19 protein-coding genes, 1 other RNA gene and 1 riboswitch are annotated in these 18,290 nt (G+C 63.9%); of the genes, 9 read left to right on the top strand and 11 right to left on the bottom strand.

Annotated elements, in window-relative coordinates:
* Window positions 1-253 precede the first annotated feature (253 nt).
* From cobC to QCE73_RS03310, 6 genes are read right to left on the bottom strand one after another with little or no spacing between them, the layout of a single operon-like run.
* Complete coding sequence (gene cobC / locus QCE73_RS03335) at window positions 254-823, bottom strand: alpha-ribazole phosphatase family protein (protein WP_309879751.1); 570 nt, start codon at window positions 821-823, stop codon at window positions 254-256.
* Entirely contained in the window at window positions 808-1,566 is a 759-nt protein-coding gene (locus tag QCE73_RS03330; protein WP_309879750.1) for an adenosylcobinamide-GDP ribazoletransferase, read from the bottom strand. The genes cobC and QCE73_RS03330 overlap by 16 nt, the downstream gene beginning before the upstream one ends.
* On the bottom strand, window positions 1,566-2,618 hold the full coding sequence (gene cobT / locus QCE73_RS03325; protein WP_309879748.1) for a nicotinate-nucleotide--dimethylbenzimidazole phosphoribosyltransferase: 1,053 nt from the start codon (window positions 2,616-2,618) through the stop codon (window positions 1,566-1,568). Before cobT ends, QCE73_RS03330 begins: the two co-directional genes overlap by 1 nt.
* A 10-nt stretch (window positions 2,619-2,628) precedes the next feature.
* Window positions 2,629-3,405 (bottom strand): ABC transporter ATP-binding protein, encoded by a 777-nt coding sequence (locus QCE73_RS03320; protein WP_309879747.1) that lies wholly within the window; start codon window positions 3,403-3,405, stop codon window positions 2,629-2,631.
* Window positions 3,402-4,400: an iron ABC transporter permease gene (locus tag QCE73_RS03315; protein WP_309881897.1), complete on the bottom strand. Its 999-nt coding sequence runs from the start codon at window positions 4,398-4,400 to the stop codon at window positions 3,402-3,404. The genes QCE73_RS03320 and QCE73_RS03315 overlap by 4 nt, the downstream gene beginning before the upstream one ends.
* A gap of 35 nt (window positions 4,401-4,435) precedes the next feature.
* Window positions 4,436-6,310, bottom strand: a complete 1,875-nt coding sequence (locus tag QCE73_RS03310) for a TonB-dependent receptor domain-containing protein (protein ID WP_309879746.1) — start codon at window positions 6,308-6,310, stop codon at window positions 4,436-4,438.
* Window positions 6,311-6,389: 79 nt separating this feature from the next.
* Window positions 6,390-6,715, bottom strand: a riboswitch (cobalamin riboswitch).
* A 258-nt stretch (window positions 6,716-6,973) separates the two neighbouring features.
* Between QCE73_RS03310 and QCE73_RS03305 the strand changes: the two genes are divergently transcribed.
* From QCE73_RS03305 to QCE73_RS03285, 5 genes are all read left to right on the top strand, one after another.
* Window positions 6,974-7,342, top strand: coding sequence for an ATPase (locus QCE73_RS03305; RefSeq protein WP_035508247.1), 369 nt, complete (start codon window positions 6,974-6,976; stop codon window positions 7,340-7,342).
* Complete coding sequence (locus QCE73_RS03300) at window positions 7,339-7,653, top strand: cell division protein ZapA (RefSeq protein WP_035508245.1); 315 nt, start codon at window positions 7,339-7,341, stop codon at window positions 7,651-7,653. Before QCE73_RS03305 ends, QCE73_RS03300 begins: the two co-directional genes overlap by 4 nt.
* A gap of 94 nt (window positions 7,654-7,747) precedes the next feature.
* A non-coding RNA gene (ssrS, locus tag QCE73_RS03295) (6S RNA) lies at window positions 7,748-7,929 on the top strand.
* 70 nt (window positions 7,930-7,999) lie between these two features.
* Entirely contained in the window at window positions 8,000-8,458 is a 459-nt protein-coding gene (locus QCE73_RS03290) for an EVE domain-containing protein (protein ID WP_309879745.1), read from the top strand.
* A 76-nt stretch (window positions 8,459-8,534) separates the two neighbouring features.
* Window positions 8,535-9,266: an SIMPL domain-containing protein gene (locus tag QCE73_RS03285; RefSeq protein WP_404989729.1), complete on the top strand. Its 732-nt coding sequence runs from the start codon at window positions 8,535-8,537 to the stop codon at window positions 9,264-9,266.
* A gap of 29 nt (window positions 9,267-9,295) precedes the next feature.
* On the opposite strand, the gene lgt is transcribed toward QCE73_RS03285, so the two are convergent.
* Window positions 9,296-10,198: a prolipoprotein diacylglyceryl transferase gene (lgt, locus tag QCE73_RS03280; RefSeq protein WP_035508240.1), complete on the bottom strand. Its 903-nt coding sequence runs from the start codon at window positions 10,196-10,198 to the stop codon at window positions 9,296-9,298.
* Window positions 10,199-10,234: 36 nt separating this feature from the next.
* Window positions 10,235-11,194 carry a LysR family transcriptional regulator gene (locus QCE73_RS03275; protein WP_309879744.1) on the bottom strand — a complete coding sequence of 320 codons (960 nt, stop codon included), beginning with the start codon at window positions 11,192-11,194 and terminating at the stop codon, window positions 10,235-10,237.
* Between the two features lie 109 nt (window positions 11,195-11,303).
* On the opposite strand from QCE73_RS03275, the gene ilvD reads away from it, so the two are divergent.
* Window positions 11,304-12,977 carry a dihydroxy-acid dehydratase gene (gene ilvD, locus QCE73_RS03270; RefSeq protein ID WP_309879743.1) on the top strand — a complete coding sequence of 558 codons (1,674 nt, stop codon included), beginning with the start codon at window positions 11,304-11,306 and terminating at the stop codon, window positions 12,975-12,977.
* 69 nt (window positions 12,978-13,046) lie between these two features.
* Here the strand turns inward: ilvD and QCE73_RS03265 are convergent, their stop codons facing one another.
* From QCE73_RS03265 to QCE73_RS03255, 3 genes are all read right to left on the bottom strand, one after another.
* Window positions 13,047-13,388 (bottom strand): DUF2486 family protein, encoded by a 342-nt coding sequence (locus QCE73_RS03265; protein ID WP_309879742.1) that lies wholly within the window; start codon window positions 13,386-13,388, stop codon window positions 13,047-13,049.
* A gap of 112 nt (window positions 13,389-13,500) precedes the next feature.
* Window positions 13,501-13,917 (bottom strand): DNA polymerase III subunit chi, encoded by a 417-nt coding sequence (locus tag QCE73_RS03260; RefSeq protein WP_309879740.1) that lies wholly within the window; start codon window positions 13,915-13,917, stop codon window positions 13,501-13,503.
* Window positions 13,918-13,924: 7 nt separating this feature from the next.
* Entirely contained in the window at window positions 13,925-15,448 is a 1,524-nt protein-coding gene (locus QCE73_RS03255) for a leucyl aminopeptidase (RefSeq protein WP_035508228.1), read from the bottom strand.
* A 171-nt stretch (window positions 15,449-15,619) separates the two neighbouring features.
* On the opposite strand from QCE73_RS03255, the gene lptF reads away from it, so the two are divergent.
* The 3 genes from lptF to QCE73_RS03240 are packed head-to-tail and all read left to right on the top strand — an operon-like array spanning window position 15,620 to window position 18,258.
* Entirely contained in the window at window positions 15,620-16,711 is a 1,092-nt protein-coding gene (lptF, locus tag QCE73_RS03250) for an LPS export ABC transporter permease LptF (protein WP_035508226.1), read from the top strand.
* Window positions 16,712-16,715: 4 nt separating this feature from the next.
* On the top strand, window positions 16,716-17,864 hold the full coding sequence (gene lptG, locus QCE73_RS03245; protein WP_309879739.1) for an LPS export ABC transporter permease LptG: 1,149 nt from the start codon (window positions 16,716-16,718) through the stop codon (window positions 17,862-17,864).
* A gap of 22 nt (window positions 17,865-17,886) precedes the next feature.
* A complete protein-coding gene (locus QCE73_RS03240) occupies window positions 17,887-18,258 on the top strand; it encodes a CbiX/SirB N-terminal domain-containing protein (RefSeq protein WP_309879736.1) in 372 nt (123 codons plus the stop codon).
* Window positions 18,259-18,290: the final 32 nt, after the last annotated feature.

Below are 18,290 nucleotides of genomic sequence, written 5' to 3'. Positions count from 1 at the left end.
TTCGTGCTGAACCAGCGCCCTAAAACAACTAGCGCGTCAGACCGTGCGCGAGCCAAGCCTGGTTGGTCCTTTGGGGGCGACACTTAGGCGAGGGCCACCGCGGGCTGGCAAGCATGGCCAAACTGCGTGTGACCGCGGGCGGCGAGAAGCTGCTTTCTTTGGTTACTTTCTTTGCAGCAGCAAAGAAAGTGACCCCCGCCCCGGGGAGGGGCAGTGCTAATAAACCGACACGAACCCGGGATCCGGCGAAAGCCTAAGCATTCCACCGCACCAGAACCCACTCCCCCCGCACGCACCTGAACCAACCAACCCCACCAAAATCAATCGACCATTGCAGCGCATTCTCATAAGAAATACCGAGAAGATGCGCCGCAAGCACGCGCATAACCCCCGCATGAGCGACAACATGCACAGCACCCCGCCCGACGCATGTCGCCTCAAACCACCCAACGACCCGCTGCGCGAACTGCGAAAAACTCTCACCGCCATGCGGACGAGCATGTTCGATATCACCGGCCCAATCATCGATGAGCGCGCGATCGATCGTATCCCACGCGCGGCCTTCCCACTTGCCGAAGTGCATTTCAGAGAGACGCGCGTCGATATGCGCATCGACGGAAAGAACCTGCGCCAGCGATGCGCATCGCACAAGCGGGCTCGCATGCCATCCATCGACACATGCGGGCACGTTCAGCGCCTTCATCCGCGCCGTCAATGCAGCGGCAAAATCGCGCACATCGCACCGCAAGGGCACATCGGTTTGCCCATAGCACACGCCCGCTTCGATAGCGACTTCCGGATGTCGAATCAGGACGAGATCCATGCGAGCCCGATGAGATAGATCGTGATTTCGAACACTTGCTGCGCGAAGCCGAGGCAATCGCCCGTATACCCGCCGATGCGACGCACGAAGTATCGCCCGATAAAAAAGCGCAAAACGATCAGCACGCCGATCGTGAAGCACGCGAGCTTCCAGTCGATCACGAAGAGCCACGGCAAACCGAACACGAGCGCCAGCGCAAACGATGCAAGACTCATGCGCTGCGCGACCGGCTTGGCCTTGCCTTCGGCGCGCACGTAATCGAGCGTGACGAGATAGCTGATCGCGAACGCGCGGCTCGCGGCGTGTGCGGCGATCATCGTCATCGCGACGCGTTGCGGCGGCAACGCAGCGAGCGCCTGCCACTTCAACGCAATCGCGATCACGAGCGCAATCGCGCCGAACGCACCGATGCGCGAGTCGTGCATGATGCGCAACGCATCCTCGCGCGTGTACGCACCGCCAAACGCATCGACGCAATCCGCGAGTCCGTCTTCATGGAACGCGCCGGTCATGACGAGCGTCGCGGCCATCGAAAGCAACACGGCGACGCCCGCCGGAAACACGCGCAGCGCCAGGAGATAGACGAGCGCCGCAACGCCGCCGACCATCGCGCCGACGAGCGGAAAGTAACGCGCCGCCGCGTTCAGATATTCGCGCTCGAAGCCGACCCAGCGCGGCACCGGCACGCGCGTGAAATAGCCGAGCGCCGTGAAGAAGTAGCGCAGTTCGTCGAGCGGTCGCATCAATCGGCTTTGTTCGACACACCCGCCGACTCGAAGCTCGCCATCTCGTCGATGAACGCGACGGCCGCGCGCAGGATCGGCAAAGCGAGCGCCGCGCCCGTGCCTTCGCCGAGCCGGAGATCGAGTTCCAGCAGCGGCGCGGCATCGAAATGCGCGAGCATACGCCGATGCCCGGTTTCGTTCGACGCATGCGCGAACACGCAGTAATCGAGCACCTCGGGCGCGATCTTCGCGGCCACCAGCAACGCCGATGTCGCGATGAATCCATCGACGAGAATCGTCATGCCTTCGCATGCGGCGGCGAGATACGCGCCCGCGATCATCGCGATCTCGAAACCGCCGAAGGTCGCGAGCGTGTCGATCGCATCGCCTTCATTGCGATGCAGCGCGAGCGCGCGGCCGAGCACATCGCGCTTGTGCGCGAGACCGTGGTCGTCGAGGCCCGTGCCGCGCCCGACGCATTCGTCGATCGGCAGATCGCACAGACGGCTCATCAGACACGCCGCCGCCGACGTATTCGCGATGCCCATCTCGCCGAAGCCGATCACGTTCGTGCCGAGCGACGCGTGATGCCGCACGCGCGCAGCGCCCCGCGCGATGCCTTCGAGCGCGGTCTCGCGCGACATCGCAGGCTCCTGCGCGAAGTTGCGCGTGCCGAGCCCGAGCGACAGACGTTCGTATCCGTGATCGATCGGAATCGGTGTCGCGACGCCCGCATCGACGACTTCCAGCGACATGCCGACCGAGCGCGACAGCGCGTTGATCGCCGCGCCGCCCGTCAGAAAATTCGCGACCATCTGCGCCGTCACTTCCTGCGGAAACGAACTCACGCCCTCTTTCGCGATGCCGTGATCGCCCGCGAACACGATCATCGCGGGACGTTCGATGCGCGGCTTCGTCGTGCGCTGGATCAGGCCCATTTGCAGCGCGAGAGATTCGAGCCGCCCGAGACTGCCGGGCGGCTTCGTCTTCATGTCGATGATGCGGCGCAGTTCAGCTTCGAGCGCGCGGTCGAGTGCGCGGGGCAACGGGATGTCGTTGAGCGTGGACATCGAAATTCCTTCAAGGGCGATGAATGGAAGGCACGAGCGCTTCATGCTCGCCGTCGCGAATCAGCGCGAGCGGATAGCCGAATGCCGCGCTCGCGCGTTCGGGCGTGAGGACATCGGTGACGAGGCCCGCGTGCGCGCCGCCGTGACCGTCAAGCAGCAGCGCGTGCGTCGCGAAACGGCGCGCGAGATTCAGATCGTGGCACGAGAAGATTACGGTGCGCTTGTGCTCGCGCGCGGCGTCGCGCAACGCGTGCAGACAGTCGATCTGATGATGCAGGTCGAGATGCGAAAGCGGTTCGTCGAGCAACAGGCACGGCGCGTTCTGGCACAGCACGGCGGCCAGCGCGACGCGCTGGCGTTCGCCGCCCGAGAGCGTCAGCACGTCGCGCGCGGCGAAGGACGCGAGACCGAGCGTTTCCAGTGCCGCGCGCGCCGCGTTGCGGTCGTCTTCGTTCTCCCAGCCCCAGCCGGTGAGATACGGAAGGCGGTTGAGCAGCACGGTGTCGAGCACGGTCGCGCTGAAGGCGTCGTGCGTGGCTTGCGGCATCAACGCGCGTCGACGTGCGAGGTCAGCCGCGCGCCATGCTGCGAGCGCGCGGCCGTCGAGCGACACGCGGCCCGATGCGGGTTTCGCGAGACCGGCGAGCACGTTGATGAGCGTCGTCTTGCCCGCGCCGTTCGGCCCGGCGATGCACCATACTTCGCCCGCCGCGATCGTCTGCGTGAGACCGCCGATGAGCGTGCGCGCGCCCGCGCGAAGCACGATGGCATCGAGTTGCAGGCTCATCGCGGTCTCCGCAGGAGCATCCACAGGAACATCGGCACGCCGATCAACGCCGTCACGACGCCCACCGGCAATTGCGCGGGCGCGATCACGGTGCGCGCGGCGAGATCGGCGGCCATCACGGCGAGGCCGCCCGCGAGCGCGGCGGCGGGCACGAGCATGCGCTGATCGTTGCCGAACGCAAGGCGCAGCAGATGCGGCACGACGAGCCCGACGAAGCCGATGGTCCCCGCCGTCGTCACGGCGGCCGCCGCGGCGATCGATGCGACGAGATACACACGCAGGCGCAAACGCTCGACCGGCACGCCGAGCGCACGCGCGATGGCATCGCCGCGCAGCAGCACGTTCAGTTGCGGCGCGACCGGAACGATCGCGACGAGCGCGACAGCGAGCGCGATCAACGCCGGCCACGGCGCCGCCGCGCCGTTGAGATCGCCCGTCAGCCAGAAGATCATGCCGCGCAGCCGGTTCTCGGGCGCGATGCTCAGAATCAGCGTGATCAGCGCGCCCCATCCCGACGCGATCACGACGCCCGTCAGCAGGAGTCTCGGCGACGCATCCTGTCCGCTTTGCCAAAGGTCCTTGCGCGCGAGTCCGAGCACGACGACGATCGATGCGAACGCGCCCGCGCACGCTGCGATATCGACGCCCCACCACGGCACCGATGCGAGCATCGCGGCAAGCGCGAACGTCGCCGCGCCGCCGGACACGCCGAGCACGTACGGTTCCGCGAGCGGATTCCTCAGCAGCACTTGCAGCAGCGCGCCGGCCGTCGCGAGCAGCGCACCCGTTGCGAAGCCCGCGAGCGCGCGCGGCAAACGTAGTGTGAGCACGATCTCATCGGCGATATCGGGTGTCGCGGCGTTCGCGTGAAAGAGCGCGCCGAGCGCACGCGATACGGGCAACGTCACGCTGCCCGTCATCAGCGACGCCACGAGCACGACGAACGTCGCGACGCCGAGCGCGATCCAGATCGCGGCCGCGCGGCTCGCGTTCATCGCGTGCGGACGCGCAAGCCGCTCAGGCGCGTGGCTCACGACGGATGCCAGCCCAACGTGATGTACGCGCTGCGCCGTGGCGTGTTGTACGAGTACGCGAGTTCATAGTCCTTGTCGAACAGATTGTCGATGCGCGCCGTGACATACCACGACTTCGAGATGTCGTAGCGCGCCGAAAGATTCACGATGCCATACCCCGCGAGCGTCGAATCGTAGTCGCTGCGTTGCCCGCTCACGATCCACTCGCCGCCGACACGCCAGCGCCCGATCGTGCGATGCGCCGTGAGCGTCGCGAAACGCCGCGCGCGCCGCGTCAGATCCTCGTGATTCGTCTCGTCGACGGGATTCTGGAACGTGACGCCCGCGCGCACGTCGGTTGCGCCGACGTGTCCCGCCCACGATCCCTCGATGCCCTGCACCTTCGCCCGCCCGACGTTCTGCGCGACATAGTAGAAACCGCCGTCGGACACATAGTCGATCAGATTCGAATAGCGCGTCTGGAACAGCGTCACGCGCGCGACGCCGAGCGCATTCGATGCGTACTGCAATGCCGCCTCGACCGAATGGCTGCGCTCCGGCTGAATCGACGGGTTGCCGCTGAACGGATAGTAGAGGTCGTCGAAACTCGGCGCGCGAAACGATGCCGCATAGCTCGCGCTCGCCTTCCAGTGCGCATCGAAGTTATACGCGTAGCCCAGATAGTAGCTGTTCGCGCCGCCGAAATCGGAATACTGGTCGTGACGCAGATTCGCCTGCAATTCGCTCGCGCCGATGTGGCCCACGTAGCCCGCGAACACCGAATTCACGTGACGATCGGGCGCAGTGAGCTGATCGGAATCGAGCGTCTGATCGAGATGCTCGTAACCGAAGAGCAGCTTGTGCGCGTCGCTGATTTTGAAGTCGTTCTGCCACGTGTATTGACGGTTCTCCGAATTGAAGCGGTTCGTATAGACGCCGTTCTGCTCGATGTTCGCGCGGTCCTGTCCCTGCGCGATCGTGAAGTGCGTGGTCCAGTCGCCGGTGATTTTGCCGTTCGCGAACACCGACGCCGAGCGCACGCGATCGTGCGATTCGTTGATATCGGTCGGCAGGCCGTAGGCATCGTCGAAACTGCTGATGCCGTTCGATTGCAGGAAGCGCACGCCCGCGTCCCACTTGTCGCTGAACTGGTGGCGCAGCGTCGCCGCGACGCTCTCGTTCAGATAGCCGTTCGCGTTCGGATTCGCGCCGGGCGCGATATTCGGATCGATCGACGAAAAGCCGTCGGTCTTCTCGCGCGAGACGTTCAGGCTGAAGGTCGTGCGGCCGTCCTTGTCGAGCGCGCCGCTCACGCCCGCCGACTGACGCTGCGTGTGATAGCTGCCGTATTCGGCTTCGAAGTTGAAGCGCGGCGGATGCGGCTCGCCTTCCTTCGTGAAGATCTGCACGACGCCGCCGATCGCATTCGAGCCGTACAACGCCGACACATTGCCGTTCACGACCTCGACGCGCCCGATCTGATCGAGCATCAGTTGCGATAGCTGCGCCGCGCCGAGCGACGCCGATTCGACGCGCACGCCATCGATCAAAACGAGCGATTGCGAGGACGCCGCGCCGCGTATGTAGAGACCCGACGTCGCGCCCGGTCCGCCGTTGCGCGTGATCTGCACGCCGGGCGCGAGCGCGATGAGGCCGAGCGCATCGTCGGCGTTGGCGTCGGCGATGTCCTGTTCATCGAACACCGATGTCTGCGGGATCGATTCGGCGAGCGGCTGCGGCGCGCGCGTCGCGGTGACGACGACAGGAGCAAGCGCTTGCGAAGCGTCATCGGCGGCATGTGCGGCGCCGGCGAGCGGCAAACCGATGACCGCGGCAACGAGCGCGCCATGACGAGAGCGGCCGTTCTTGAGGGCGGCCTGTGGCAATACCATGAATGAAGTGTCCGTTTCGCGTGAGCGCGACCCCGCTCCCCGCGAGGACGATGCGCGACGAACGCACCGCGCGATCAGCGCCGATGCGTCGAACTCTGGCCGGTATCCGGGCTGGCGATGAATCGTCTCGCCTTCCCGCGCATCGTGCGCAGTGGCGTCGACACGTTTCTTGCAGTCGATTCGGGCAATGAACCCTGTGTGATGAAAATCCACACGCTCGCGCTGCAAAAACGCGCATGAGACGACTTGCAACTTGCGTTGCGGTCGCTTACCGTTGCGGGGGCAGCACAGGTTGGCTCGTCCCAGGTTGGTCCCGGTCGGACTTCGGAGACTTCGCTCCCTGTTTCCCGTTTGACTGCATCCGCGAGATCCGCGAATGCGAGCACCAAAAAGTGCGGCAAGTGTAGGAGCGCGTGTTGGGGCCGTCAAGAAAACGGCGCGGACAGTTGGGCGCGGCACATGACGAATCGAACGAGAATCGGCCGGCCTGTCCTCACGAGCCATCAACAGCGCTCGCGTTTTCTGCACACGAATGCATGTCGACATGCGCTTGATTCGAAGGATTAAGCGCAAGATCGCATGTTGTTACGTCTCGAAACGAGACAATTATCGGAAGCTCCGTTGAACCGCGCTAAAATGCGAGGTCTTTAGAGGACGCAGCACATGCTCAACGAACTCGAATCACTGTCAGGAAATATCGGCCGGCTGATCCAGATCAGCGAGCGCCACAATCAGGCGCGCCAGGCGCTGCAAGACCAACTCGAACAACTGCGCGCCGACTATGCGAACGTGCAGGCCGAGCTTGCGCAAGTGCGTGAAGAGCGCGATACGCTGCAATCCGAACGCGATTCGCTCTCCGCGAAAATCGACGACGCGCAAGTTCGCCTCAACGCGATTCTCGAAAAGCTGCCGCGCGCGAAAACCGGGCAGCATGACGAAGCCGACAATCAACTCGATCTCCTCGAAGCCGATTCCCCGGAAGCACATGAAGCGGAATTGCACGGCGAGCATCATCAAGGAGAGAAGGCATGACGACCACGCAGATCGAAGTCTCCATTCTCGGGCAGCCGTATCGCCTCGCGTGCTCGCCGGAAACGGAAGGCGCATTGCGCGAAGCAGTCGCACGCGTCGATGCCGAGATGAACAAGGTGCGCAACGCAAGCAACGTGCGCGGCACGGATCGCATCGCGGTGATGGCAGCGCTTTCGCTGGCGTCGGAATTGCTTAAGTTGCAGGACAGCGTGCGTCACGGCGAGGCCTTCCCCGCCGAGGAAATCCGTCGCACGATGCATTCGATGAACGAGCAACTCGGCGCCGTCATCGCGCAATACGAAGTGCAGTGAGATGTCTGTGCGTCGAGTCAATCGGCGCGCAATGTCAATCGAAAAAAGAAACTGCGGCGGGGCTGCGAAAGGCAAACGATTGGTGTAGAGTGACGTTTCCCTGCCTGGTGCGCCAAGGTCATATATTCCTTGAACCAATGTCACATTGGCACGGTTGCGGAACCTTGCAGCACGGGCGCGCGCGTCGCTAGTCCGATGTACCCGAAGTGTTGCTTACCGCGACAAATCTTGAACCCAGGTTCAGGATGCCGGCCTAGCGGCCGTGGCGGGGACCTATCTAAAGAACGGCATCGGTTTTTCCGGTGCCGTTTTCATTTGCATCGTCGATTCCGCATAACGAACAATCATGCGCTACTGGCTGATGAAGTCCGAACCGGACGAGGCGAGCATCGATCACCTCGCGCACGCGCCGAAAAAAACCTTGCCGTGGACGGGCGTGCGCAACTATCAGGCGCGCAACTTCATGCGCGATCAGATGCAGATCGGCGACGGCGTACTCTTCTATCATTCAAGCTGCCCCGAGCCGGGCATCGCGGGCATCGCGAAAGTGTGCTCGACGGCGTATCCCGATCCCACGCAGTTCGATCCGAAGAGCGATTACTACGATCCCAAGTCCACGCAGGAAGCGCCGCGCTGGATGCTCGTAGATGTCAAGTTCGTGAAGAAGACCGCGCTGATTCCGCTCGCCGCGTTGCGTGAACACGAGGCGCTCGCGGACATGCAGGTGCTCGCGCGCGGCAATCGCCTGTCGATCACGCCGGTGACCGAAGCGCAGTGGCGCTTTATTACCGAACAACTCGTCTAACAAGGAACTTACGACACGAAGGCCGCGACTAAATCCCGTCGCGAATCACGCGATATCCCGCGTTCGGAGTCCTTCGATGATCAACAAGAAAACCGCTGCCGCACTCGCGCTCCTCGCGATGTCGGGCGCAGCGTTCACCCTTTCTCAAACGGCCGCCGCGCAGACGGTGATTACCCAGCCGCAACCTTCGGGCGTGCTTTCTCTTTCGGCGCAGGCGAGCGCGCAAGTGCCGCAGGATGTCGTCAACATCACGCTCTTCTACGAGCAGGAAGCGGCCGATCCCTCGTCGCTGACCGCGACGCTCAATCAGCGCGCCGAGGCCGCATTGCGCGAAGCCAAGGGCGTCGAGGGCGTGACCGCGAAGAGCGGCTCGTTCACCGTGTATCCATCCACCGATCGCGACGGCAAGATCTCCGCGTGGCGCGGCCGCACGGAGGTCGTGCTCGAATCGCACGACTTCGCGGCGGCGTCGAAGCTCGCGGGCAAGATGAGTTCGTCGATGCAGGTGGGCAGCGTCGGATTCTCGCTGTCGCCCGAGGCGCAGCGCGCGGCCGAGCAGAAGCTCGTCACGCAGGCCATCGATTCCTTCCGCAAGCAGGCGCAAACCGCCGCGCAAGGCTTCGGCTACAGCAATTTCACGATTCGGGAAGTGAACGTCGGACACAGCGGCGTGCAGCCGCGTCCGGTCATGATGATGCAATCGCGCGCAATGAGCGCCGATGCGAAAATGGCCGCGCCGATCGCGATGGAAGCCGGCACGACGACGGTGACCGTCGACGTGTCCGGTTCCGTGCAGATGGGGCGTTGAATCGATGCGGGGCGCGCGCCCCGCATTGCTCAGGCTTTCGCCGATTCGGGCGGCAGGCGCAGATTGCGCTTGTACGCCCACACCATCATCAGCACGCCCGCGACGATCATCGGCAGCGAGAGCCATTGGCCCATCGAGAGGCCGAGCGCGAGAAGGCCGAGATAGTCGTCCGGCTCACGCGCGAATTCCACGGTGAAGCGCGCCAGTCCATAGCCGATCAGAAACAGCGCCGAAATCGCGCCAACAGGACGCTGCTTGCGCGAAAACGTCCAGATCACGATGAACAGCACGAGCCCTTCGAGCGCGATCTCGTACAACTGCGACGGATGACGCGGCAGCATGTGATAGCGCTGGAAGACTTCGGTGAGATGGTATTGCGCGTCGAGCTGCGGATTTTTCGCGAGCCAGATGGCGTCGTCGTTCGTCGAGCTCTGGAAGAGCATCGCCCACGGCGCGTTCGGGTCCGTCACGCGGCCCCACAGCTCACCGTTGATGAAGTTGCCGAGACGCCCCGCCGCGAGGCCGAGCGGCACCATCGGCGCGACGAAATCCGTCACCTGGAGCCAGGTGCGCTTGCGGTGATACGCGAACAGCACCATCGCGAGCGTCACGCCGAGAAAGCCGCCGTGGAACGACATCCCGCCTTCCCAGACCTTGAAGATATCGAGCGGATGCGCCGCGTAATAGCTCGCCTTGTAGAAAACCACGTAGCCGATGCGCCCGCCGAGAATCGTGCCGAGCACGCCGTAAAACAGCATGTCGTCGATGTCTTTCACGGTCCAGCCTTGCGCGGCCACGTAAGGCAGGCGCAGACGCAGGCGGCCGATGACGATGGCCGATACAAACGCCACCAGATACATGAGGCCGTACCAGCGCACGGCGAGCGGTCCGAGATGAATCGCGATGGGATCGAAATTGGGATGTATGAGCATTCTGATGTGGGAGCTAGAGCGAACTACAAGGGCGAATCATACAGAACCCGCGCTTTCGGCCCGCGAACGGACGATCTCGATGAACCCGGCGAGCACCGGGCTCACTTCCGCCGCGCGCCATACGAGGCCTGTCTCGACGAGCATCGCCGACGCGTTCAGCGGCCGCAGAGGACGATACACGACGCCCGTGCGCCGCAGATGACGCAGCGAATGCGGCACGAGCGCGACGCCCATCCCGGCGGACACGAGGCTCACGATGGTCTGCATCTGGATCGCCTCCTGCCCGATACGCGGCGTGAGGCCGGCCGCGCCGTAGCAGCCCATGATGATGTCATACAAACCCGGCGCGAGACGCCTCGGAAAGACGACGAGCGGCGCGGCGGCGAGATCGTGCAGATCGACGGGCGTGTCGGCCCATTCGTCGGCGCCCTGCCCCAGTTGTAGCGCGGCATCGGCGGACATCGCGATGACGAGCGGCTCGCGCGCCACCGCCACATACGAGAGCGACGTGGCATGACGCGGCGGCAGCGGCGGAATCACGAGACCCGCGTCGATGCGCCCGGCGACGAGTTCCTCGATCTGCACGTCGCTCGTCGCCTCGGTCAGTTGCAGTCGCACGCCGGGATAGCGCGCGCCGAAATCGCGCAGCAGCGCCGGCAACAGGCCGTAATCGGCTGTGGAGACGAACGCGAGCGACAGCACGCCCGCCTCGCCGCGCGCGAGCGACTGCGCGAGCGGACGCAGCGTATCGGCGGACGCGAGCAGGCGGCGCACTTCCGGCAGCAGATCCTTGCCGACGGGCGTGAGCTCGACGGTCCGTTTCGTGCGCACGAAAAGCGCGACGCCGAGCGCCTCTTCCAGCGCGCGGATCGCCTTCGAGAGCGGCGGCTGCGTCATCGCGAGACGCGCGGCGGCGCGGCCGAAGTGCATCTCTTCGGCGACCGTCACGAAGTAGCGCAACAGCCGCAACTCGATGGGCGGATTTCTCTGCTCCATTGATATCTTTTGCGACCTAATAAGCCTTGAATAATATATTGGACAGACACATAGCGGGAGTTGCATTCTTGCTGCACTAGAGCAAAAACATCCCCTCAAGGAGCACATCATGGCCTTCAATCGCCGCTCGAAGCACATCACCCAGGGCGTCGCGCGCTCGCCCAATCGTTCGATGTATTACGCGCTCGGCTACAAGGAGGAAGACTTCGACAAGCCGATGATCGGCGTCGCGAACGGGCATTCGACCATTACGCCGTGCAACGCCGGCCTGCAGCGCTTGGCGGACGCGGCCATCGAAGCGATCAAAAAGTCTGATGCGAATCCGCAGATTTTCGGCACGCCGACGATCTCCGACGGCATGTCGATGGGCACCGAAGGCATGAAGTACTCGCTCGTCTCGCGCGAGGTGATCGCGGACTGCGTCGAGACCGCGGTGCAGGGCCAGTGGATGGACGGCGTCGTCGTGATCGGCGGCTGCGACAAGAACATGCCGGGCGGCATGATCGGCATGGCGCGCATGAACGTGCCGTCGATCTACGTGTACGGCGGCACGATCCGCCCCGGCAACTGGAAGGGCCGCGATCTGACGATCGTGTCGTCGTTCGAGGCGGTCGGCGAATTCACGGCGGGCCGGATGTCGGAAGAGGATTTCAAGGGCGTCGAGAAGAACGCGTGCCCGTCGACCGGCTCGTGCGGCGGCATGTACACCGCCAACACGATGAGTTCGTCGTTTGAGGCGCTCGGCATGTCGCTGATGTATTCGTCGACGATGGCGAATCCGGATCAGGAGAAGGTCGATTCCGCCGCGGAGTCGGCGCGCGTGCTCGTCGAGGCGGTGAAGAAGGACCTGAAGCCGCGCGACATCATCACGAAGAAATCGATCGAAAACGCGGTCGCGCTCATCATGGCGACGGGCGGCTCGACCAACGCCGTGCTGCATTTTCTGGCGATCGCGCATGCGGCGGAAGTGGAATGGAGCATCGACGACTTCGAGCGCATGCGCAAGAAAGTGCCGGTGATCTGCGATCTGAAGCCGTCGGGCCAGTACGTCGCCACCGATCTGCACAAGGCCGGCGGCATCCCGCAAGTGCTGCGGATCCTGCTCGATGCGGGCCTTCTGCACGGCGACTGCATGACGATCACGGGGCGCACGATCGCGGAAGAACTGAAGGACGTGCCGAGCAAACCGCGTGCGGATCAGAAGGTCATCTTCCCGATCGAGCAGGCGCTTTACAAGGAAGGGCATCTGGCGATCCTGCGCGGCAATCTCGCGGAAGACGGCGCGGTCGCGAAGATCAGCGGCCTGAAGAATCCGGTCATCACCGGCCCCGCGCGCGTGTTCGAGGACGAGCAAAGCGCGATGGACGCCATTCTCGCCGACAAGATCAAGCCCGGCGATATTCTCGTGCTGCGCTATCTCGGCCCGGTCGGCGGCCCAGGCATGCCGGAGATGCTCGCGCCGACATCGGCGATCATCGGCAAGGGGCTGGGCGAATCGGTCGGCTTCATCACCGACGGGCGCTTCTCGGGCGGCACGTGGGGCATGGTGGTCGGCCACGTCGCGCCGGAAGCATACGCGGGCGGCACGATCGCGCTGGTGCACGAAGGCGATTCGATCACCATCGACGCGCACAAGCTGCTCTTGCAACTGAACGTGGACGATGCGGAACTCGCGCGACGCCGCGCCGCGTGGAAGCAGCCCGCGCCGAAGTACAGGCGCGGCGTGCTGGCGAAGTTCGCGGCGCTCGCGCAGCCGGCTAATAAGGGCGCGGTGACGGGATAAATCGAGCGCGCGGCGCGGATAAAAAAAGGGGCGCGCGTGCGCCCCTTCTTCATTCCGCATGAAACGCGCTCATTCGCCCCGCTGGCGCCGCAGTTCGTCCTCCACCGCGTCGCGCACCCATTCGCTCATCCGCCCTTCGAGCGCCATCGCGACTTCGCGTGTGATCGCGGACACGAGTTGCGTCGATTGCTCGCGCAACACTTCGCGGCAACGGTCTTCGATCAGCGCGCGGGCATCGCCCGTCAGGAAGGTCGTAAAGCGGCCGCGCAGCCGCTCGGCGATGCGCTCCGCGTCGTATTCGATCGCGGCTTCATCGGCGGAAGGCGCGCGCGCGTACTCCGGCTTGCCGGGCACGACGACATCGGTCAGAACGGGGATGGACGAATCGAAGGATTCGGGCTTGTCGGTCATATCCAAAGGTCTCCTGTCGGCCAGCGTGTGCGCGTCCGTGCTGACTCGGGTCTCACGCGAAGCGCCATGTGTGAGCAGAGCTTAGTGCAGCGGGGACGCGGCCTCTGTGCGGCTAACCGCCCTGATTGTGTGTATCGATGACGTAGCCGCGATCGCGATAGAACCGATAGCGCTCGCGGCCCGCGGCGAGTTCATCGCCCACGCTGCCGACTATCTCCACGAGCCGCTCGAAGCGCGCGAACTGCGCGGGCACCGGCGCGCCGAGATTCACGAGCACCTGATGATGCGGCGCGTCGTCCAGATTCGACGTGAGCACTACGGGCGTGTCCTCCGCGAGCGGACTCTTCGCCATGCAGTGCGGCACGAATTCGAGCGGCTGGAAGGTCCACAACTGCTCGTCGAACGCGGCGAGACGCTGCGGTTCGGCGAGCACGACGAGCGGCTTGCCGCTCAGGTACGCCTTGCGCGCGAGGCGGCAGGCGTACGCGAGCGGATCGCCGACATTCGTATGAAAGTCGATGCGCGTCATGCCTGCTTCAGGCGCCCGCGCGATCGATCAGGAACTGCGAGAGCAGCGGCACGGGACGGCCCGTCGCGCCCTTCGCCGCGCCGCTCTTCCACGCGGTTCCGGCGATATCGAGGTGCGCCCACGGATAAGCCGTCGCGAAGCGCGACAGGAAGCACGCCGCCGTTACGCTGCCCGCCGGACGTCCGCCGATGTTCGCGACATCCGCGAAATTCGACTTGAGCTGATCCTGATACTCGTCGTCGAGCGGCAGACGCCACGCCGGATCGACCGCCTCGCGCGACGCGTCGAGCAGTTCGCCCGCGAGCGCATCGTCCTTCGAGAAGAGGCCCGTGTTGTGATGACCCAGCGCGATGATGCACGCGCCCGTCAGCGTCGCGATATCGACCACGGCGGCGGGCTTGAAGCGCTCCGCGTAGGTCAGCGCGTCGCACAGGATGAGGCGGCCTTCGGCGTCGGTGTTGAGCACTTCGATGGTCGTGCCGTTCATCGCGGTGATGATGTCGCCCGGCTTCACCGCGTTGCCCGCGGGCATGTTCTCGCAGGTCGGGATCACGCCGATCACGTTGAGCTTGAGGCCCATCTCGGCGACCGCGCGCATCGTGCCGAACACGGAGCCCGCGCCGCACATGTCATATTTCATCTCGTCCATCGCCTCGCCCGGCTTGATCGAGATGCCGCCCGAATCGAACGTGATGCCCTTGCCGACCAGCACGACCGGCGCGTTCTTGCCCTTCGCGGCCGCGCCCGCGCCCTGGTAATGCATGACGATGAACTGCGGCGGCTCGACCGAGCCCTTCGCGACCGACAGGAACGAGCCCATGTTGAGCGCTTCGATCTGCTTCTGGCCGAGCACTTCGACCTTGAGCTTGAAATCGCGGCCGAGCTTCTTCGCGGTCTGTCCGAGATACGTCGGCGTGCAGACGTTCGGCGGCAGATTGCCGAGATCGCGCGTGAGGTCCATGCCGTTCGCGATCGCGACGCCCTGTTTCACCGCGACCTTGGCGGCTTTTTCATCGGCGGAATCGATGCTGAACACGATCTTCTTGAGCGAGCGCGCGCCGTTGTCGGGCTTGCTCTTCATCTGCGTGAACTTGTAGGTCAGCTCGCGCAGCGCGAGGATCGCGGCGCGCACGGCCCAGTCGCCGGTGCGTTCCTGGATCGGCAGTTGCGCGAGCGTGAAGGTCGCCTGACCGATCTTCGAGCCGAGCACCACGCGCCACGCGGCGCGCACGGCTTCGCCATAGGCTTTCTGATTGAAGGCGTCCTGCTTGCCGAGACCGACGAGCAGCACCCGCGATGCGCCGATGCCCGTGACTTCCGGCACCATCAGGGTCGTGCCCGCGCGGCCGCTCATGTCGCCGGCTTTCACGACGCGCGAAATCAGGCCTTTGGTGGCGACGTCCATGTCGCGCGCGGCGCCCGTGAGCGTCTGCGCTTCGAAGATGCCGAGCACGATGACATCCGACTTCCCGGTAAGGAAACCATTTGCCTCGCCCTTGCTCCAATCACAGGCTTTTATGCTAAAGTCCATCGCGCTTATCCTCGGATAAAATCTTGGCTGAAGGATGAAAGCCGCAATTATCCGCTATTTTTTCCGCGGCGGTCACAGGCGGGCGGCGTGAGGGTAAGCGAATACCCTTCCCGTAAGCCACGAGATGCGTGCAAGATTTCCGCATCGCCGCCGGCTCCAAGCAAAAATTCAATGATCTTCGAACGCTCCCTGCAGCGCGAACTCGCGTACACGGCCGGCGCCGTGTTCATGGTGCTGCTCACGATCATGCTCACGACGATGATGATCCGCATCGTCGGCTTCGCGGCGCAAGGTCAGATCGACCCGAAAGACGTCGTCGTGCTGATCGGGCTCACCGTCATCGGCTATCTCGCGGTCATGCTGATCGTGACGCTGTTCGTCTCCATTCTTTTCGTGCTCACGCGCTGGTATCGCGACTCGGAAATGGTCGTGTGGCTCGCGTCGGGCGTGAGTCAGACGCAGCTCATCAAGCCGATCGCCGTATTCTCCACGCCGATCATCATTCTCATCATGTTCTTCGCGTTCGTCGGCTGGCCGTGGTCGAACCAGCAGAGCAAGCTCATCAAGCAGCGCTTTCAGCAGCGCGATGAAGTCTCGTTGCTCGCGCCGGGACAGTTCCGCGAATCGCCTTCGAGCCATCGCGTGTTCTTCATCGAGAAGATGTCGCCGGACCAGGGGCATGTCGAGAACGTGTTCGTCACGAGCACGGAAGGCGGCAAGGTCAACGTGATCGTCTCGAAGAACGGTCACACCGAAACGCGCCCCGACGGCGACCGCTTCATCGTGCTCGACAACGGCCGCCGTTACGACGGCGAGCCGGGCCAGCCGAACTTCCGCATCATGGAGTTCGAGCGCTACGGTGTGAAGATAATGAGTCACCAGTTCGTGAATACACCGACCACGACAGGCATCTCCACGCCGGACCTGCTCGCCAATCCTACGCAGGAAAATCTCGCGGAGTTCGCGTGGCGCATGGGTCTGCCGCTCATCGCCATCAATCTGATGTTGCTCGCCATTCCACTTTCCTATCAGAACCCGCGCCGCAGCCGCACGATCAATCTCGTGATGGCCGTGCTGATCTACCTCACCTATTCGAATCTGCTGAACGTCGTGCAGTCGTGGATCGAACAGGGCAAGCTGTCGTTCGGCTTGGGTCTCGTCGGACTGCATATCGTGGTCGGCGCGCTCGTCGCGTTCATCTTCTGGCTGCGGATTCGTAATCGGCCGCTCTTCAAGCTCCCGTCGCTGTCGAAGGGGGCCTGACGCGATGCGCATCTACGAACGATATTTCGCGCGCCAGATCTATCTCGCGTTCATCTTCATCCTGTTCGCGTTCTCGGGCCTGTTCTTCTTCTTCGACCTGATCAATGAACTGAACACGGTCGGGCACGGCAATTACAAGTTCACGCTCGCGGTGCTGCGCGTCGCGCTGCAGACGCCGTCGCGCTTCTACGAGATCATCCCCGTCGCCGCGCTCATTTCGGCCATCTACGTGTTCGCGCAAATGGCGGCGGCTTCGGAGTTCACGATCTTCCGCGTGTCGGGGCTCTCGACCGGCGCCGCGCTTCGCTCGCTCCTGAAGATCGGCGTTCCGATGGTGCTCATCACGTATCTGATCGGCGAAGTGGTCGGGCCTTACACGGACCAGTTGTCCGAGCGCGTGCGGCTTGAGGCGCTCGGGTCATCGGTGTCGTCGAATTTTCAGTCGGGCGTGTGGGTGAAGGACACGTTGACGGCCAAGGAGAACGGCGAGCAGGTCACGCGCTTCGTCAACGTCGGCACGCTCAATCCCGACACGACCATCGCGAACGTGCGCATCTACGAATTCGACTCGAAGTTCCGCCTGACGAACGTGCGCATTGCGAAGAGCGGCGTGTATGAGCCGCCAGGCCACTGGAAGCTCACGGGCGTGACGGACACGCAACTGAACGACGCTGCCCCGCAAGCGGCGAACCCCGGCGACGCATTGAATCCGGTCTACCGTGCGACGCAGAGCACGCTGCCCGAGTACTCGTTGCGCTCGGAGCTGACGCCGCAGATTCTGTCGGTGCTGCTGGTGTCGCCGGATCGGATGTCGATGTTCAATCTGTTCCGCTATATCCAGCATCTGACGGAAAATCATCAGGATACGCAGCGGTATCAGATCGCGTTCTGGCGCAAGATTCTCTATCCGTTCGCGGTATTCGTGATGCTGATTCTTTCGCTGCCGTTCGCGTATCTGCATACGCGCGCAGGCGTGGTCGGCATGAAGGTGTTCGGCGGCATCATGATCGGCATGAGCTTCCAACTCTTCAACACGCTGTTCTCGCATATCGGCAATCTGAACACGTGGCCCGCGCCGATCACCGCGGCGGCGCCCGCCCTCGCCTATCTCGTGATCGGGCTGGTGGGCCTGAAGTGGGTGGAGCGGCACTGACGTTTCTTCCGAGGAGCGCGCGATGAAGACGCACGGCATCATCCTGTTCGGCCACGGCGCACGCGATCCGCGCTGGGCCGAGCCGTTCGAGCGCCTTGCCGTGAAGCTGCGCGGCGTGCGCGGCGAACCGGTTTCACTGGCGTTTCTCGAATTGATGTCGCCCGATTTGCCCACCGCGGTAGCGCAGTTGGCCGCCGATGGCTGCGATGCCGTCACGGTCGTGCCCGTGTTCTTCGGGCAAGGCGGGCATGTGAGGAAGGATCTGCCGGAAATCGTCGAGAAGTGCCGGGCGGCGCATCCGGATGTCGACATTTCCTGCGCGACGGCAGTCGGGGAGGACGACGCGGTGCTCGATGCTGTGGCGCAGTATTGTTTGCGGCAGGTCGGTCGGTAGTTCAGCGCTGGCCGTTCGGCCGAGTGGCGCCA

The sequence above is a fragment of the Caballeronia sp. LZ029 genome, from assembly GCF_031451275.1.
In the GTDB taxonomy this organism is placed as follows: Bacteria; Pseudomonadota; Gammaproteobacteria; order Burkholderiales; family Burkholderiaceae; genus Caballeronia; species Caballeronia jiangsuensis.
Note: the sequence above shows the minus strand (reverse complement) of the source record. Positions and strands in the feature narration are given on the sequence as shown.

What these genes read in the sequence shown, in the direction of transcription:
- cobC (WP_309879751.1), bottom strand. Translation starts at nt 823, where the DNA reads ATGGATCTCGTCCTGATTCGACATCCGGAAGTCGCTATCGAAGCGGGC.
- QCE73_RS03330 (WP_309879750.1), bottom strand. Translation starts at nt 1,566, where the DNA reads ATGCGACCGCTCGACGAACTGCGCTACTTCTTCACGGCGCTCGGCTAT.
- cobT (WP_309879748.1), bottom strand. Translation starts at nt 2,618, where the DNA reads ATGTCCACGCTCAACGACATCCCGTTGCCCCGCGCACTCGACCGCGCG.
- QCE73_RS03320 (WP_309879747.1), bottom strand. Translation starts at nt 3,405, where the DNA reads ATGAGCCTGCAACTCGATGCCATCGTGCTTCGCGCGGGCGCGCGCACG.
- QCE73_RS03315 (WP_309881897.1), bottom strand. Translation starts at nt 4,400, where the DNA reads ATGAACGCGAGCCGCGCGGCCGCGATCTGGATCGCGCTCGGCGTCGCG.
- QCE73_RS03310 (WP_309879746.1), bottom strand. Translation starts at nt 6,310, where the DNA reads ATGGTATTGCCACAGGCCGCCCTCAAGAACGGCCGCTCTCGTCATGGC.
- QCE73_RS03305 (WP_035508247.1), top strand. Translation starts at nt 6,974, where the DNA reads ATGCTCAACGAACTCGAATCACTGTCAGGAAATATCGGCCGGCTGATC.
- QCE73_RS03300 (WP_035508245.1), top strand. Translation starts at nt 7,339, where the DNA reads ATGACGACCACGCAGATCGAAGTCTCCATTCTCGGGCAGCCGTATCGC.
- QCE73_RS03290 (WP_309879745.1), top strand. Translation starts at nt 8,000, where the DNA reads ATGCGCTACTGGCTGATGAAGTCCGAACCGGACGAGGCGAGCATCGAT.
- QCE73_RS03285 (WP_404989729.1), top strand. Translation starts at nt 8,535, where the DNA reads ATGATCAACAAGAAAACCGCTGCCGCACTCGCGCTCCTCGCGATGTCG.
- lgt (WP_035508240.1), bottom strand. Translation starts at nt 10,198, where the DNA reads ATGCTCATACATCCCAATTTCGATCCCATCGCGATTCATCTCGGACCG.
- QCE73_RS03275 (WP_309879744.1), bottom strand. Translation starts at nt 11,194, where the DNA reads ATGGAGCAGAGAAATCCGCCCATCGAGTTGCGGCTGTTGCGCTACTTC.
- ilvD (WP_309879743.1), top strand. Translation starts at nt 11,304, where the DNA reads ATGGCCTTCAATCGCCGCTCGAAGCACATCACCCAGGGCGTCGCGCGC.
- QCE73_RS03265 (WP_309879742.1), bottom strand. Translation starts at nt 13,388, where the DNA reads ATGACCGACAAGCCCGAATCCTTCGATTCGTCCATCCCCGTTCTGACC.
- QCE73_RS03260 (WP_309879740.1), bottom strand. Translation starts at nt 13,917, where the DNA reads ATGACGCGCATCGACTTTCATACGAATGTCGGCGATCCGCTCGCGTAC.
- QCE73_RS03255 (WP_035508228.1), bottom strand. Translation starts at nt 15,448, where the DNA reads ATGGACTTTAGCATAAAAGCCTGTGATTGGAGCAAGGGCGAGGCAAAT.
- lptF (WP_035508226.1), top strand. Translation starts at nt 15,620, where the DNA reads ATGATCTTCGAACGCTCCCTGCAGCGCGAACTCGCGTACACGGCCGGC.
- lptG (WP_309879739.1), top strand. Translation starts at nt 16,716, where the DNA reads ATGCGCATCTACGAACGATATTTCGCGCGCCAGATCTATCTCGCGTTC.
- QCE73_RS03240 (WP_309879736.1), top strand. Translation starts at nt 17,887, where the DNA reads ATGAAGACGCACGGCATCATCCTGTTCGGCCACGGCGCACGCGATCCG.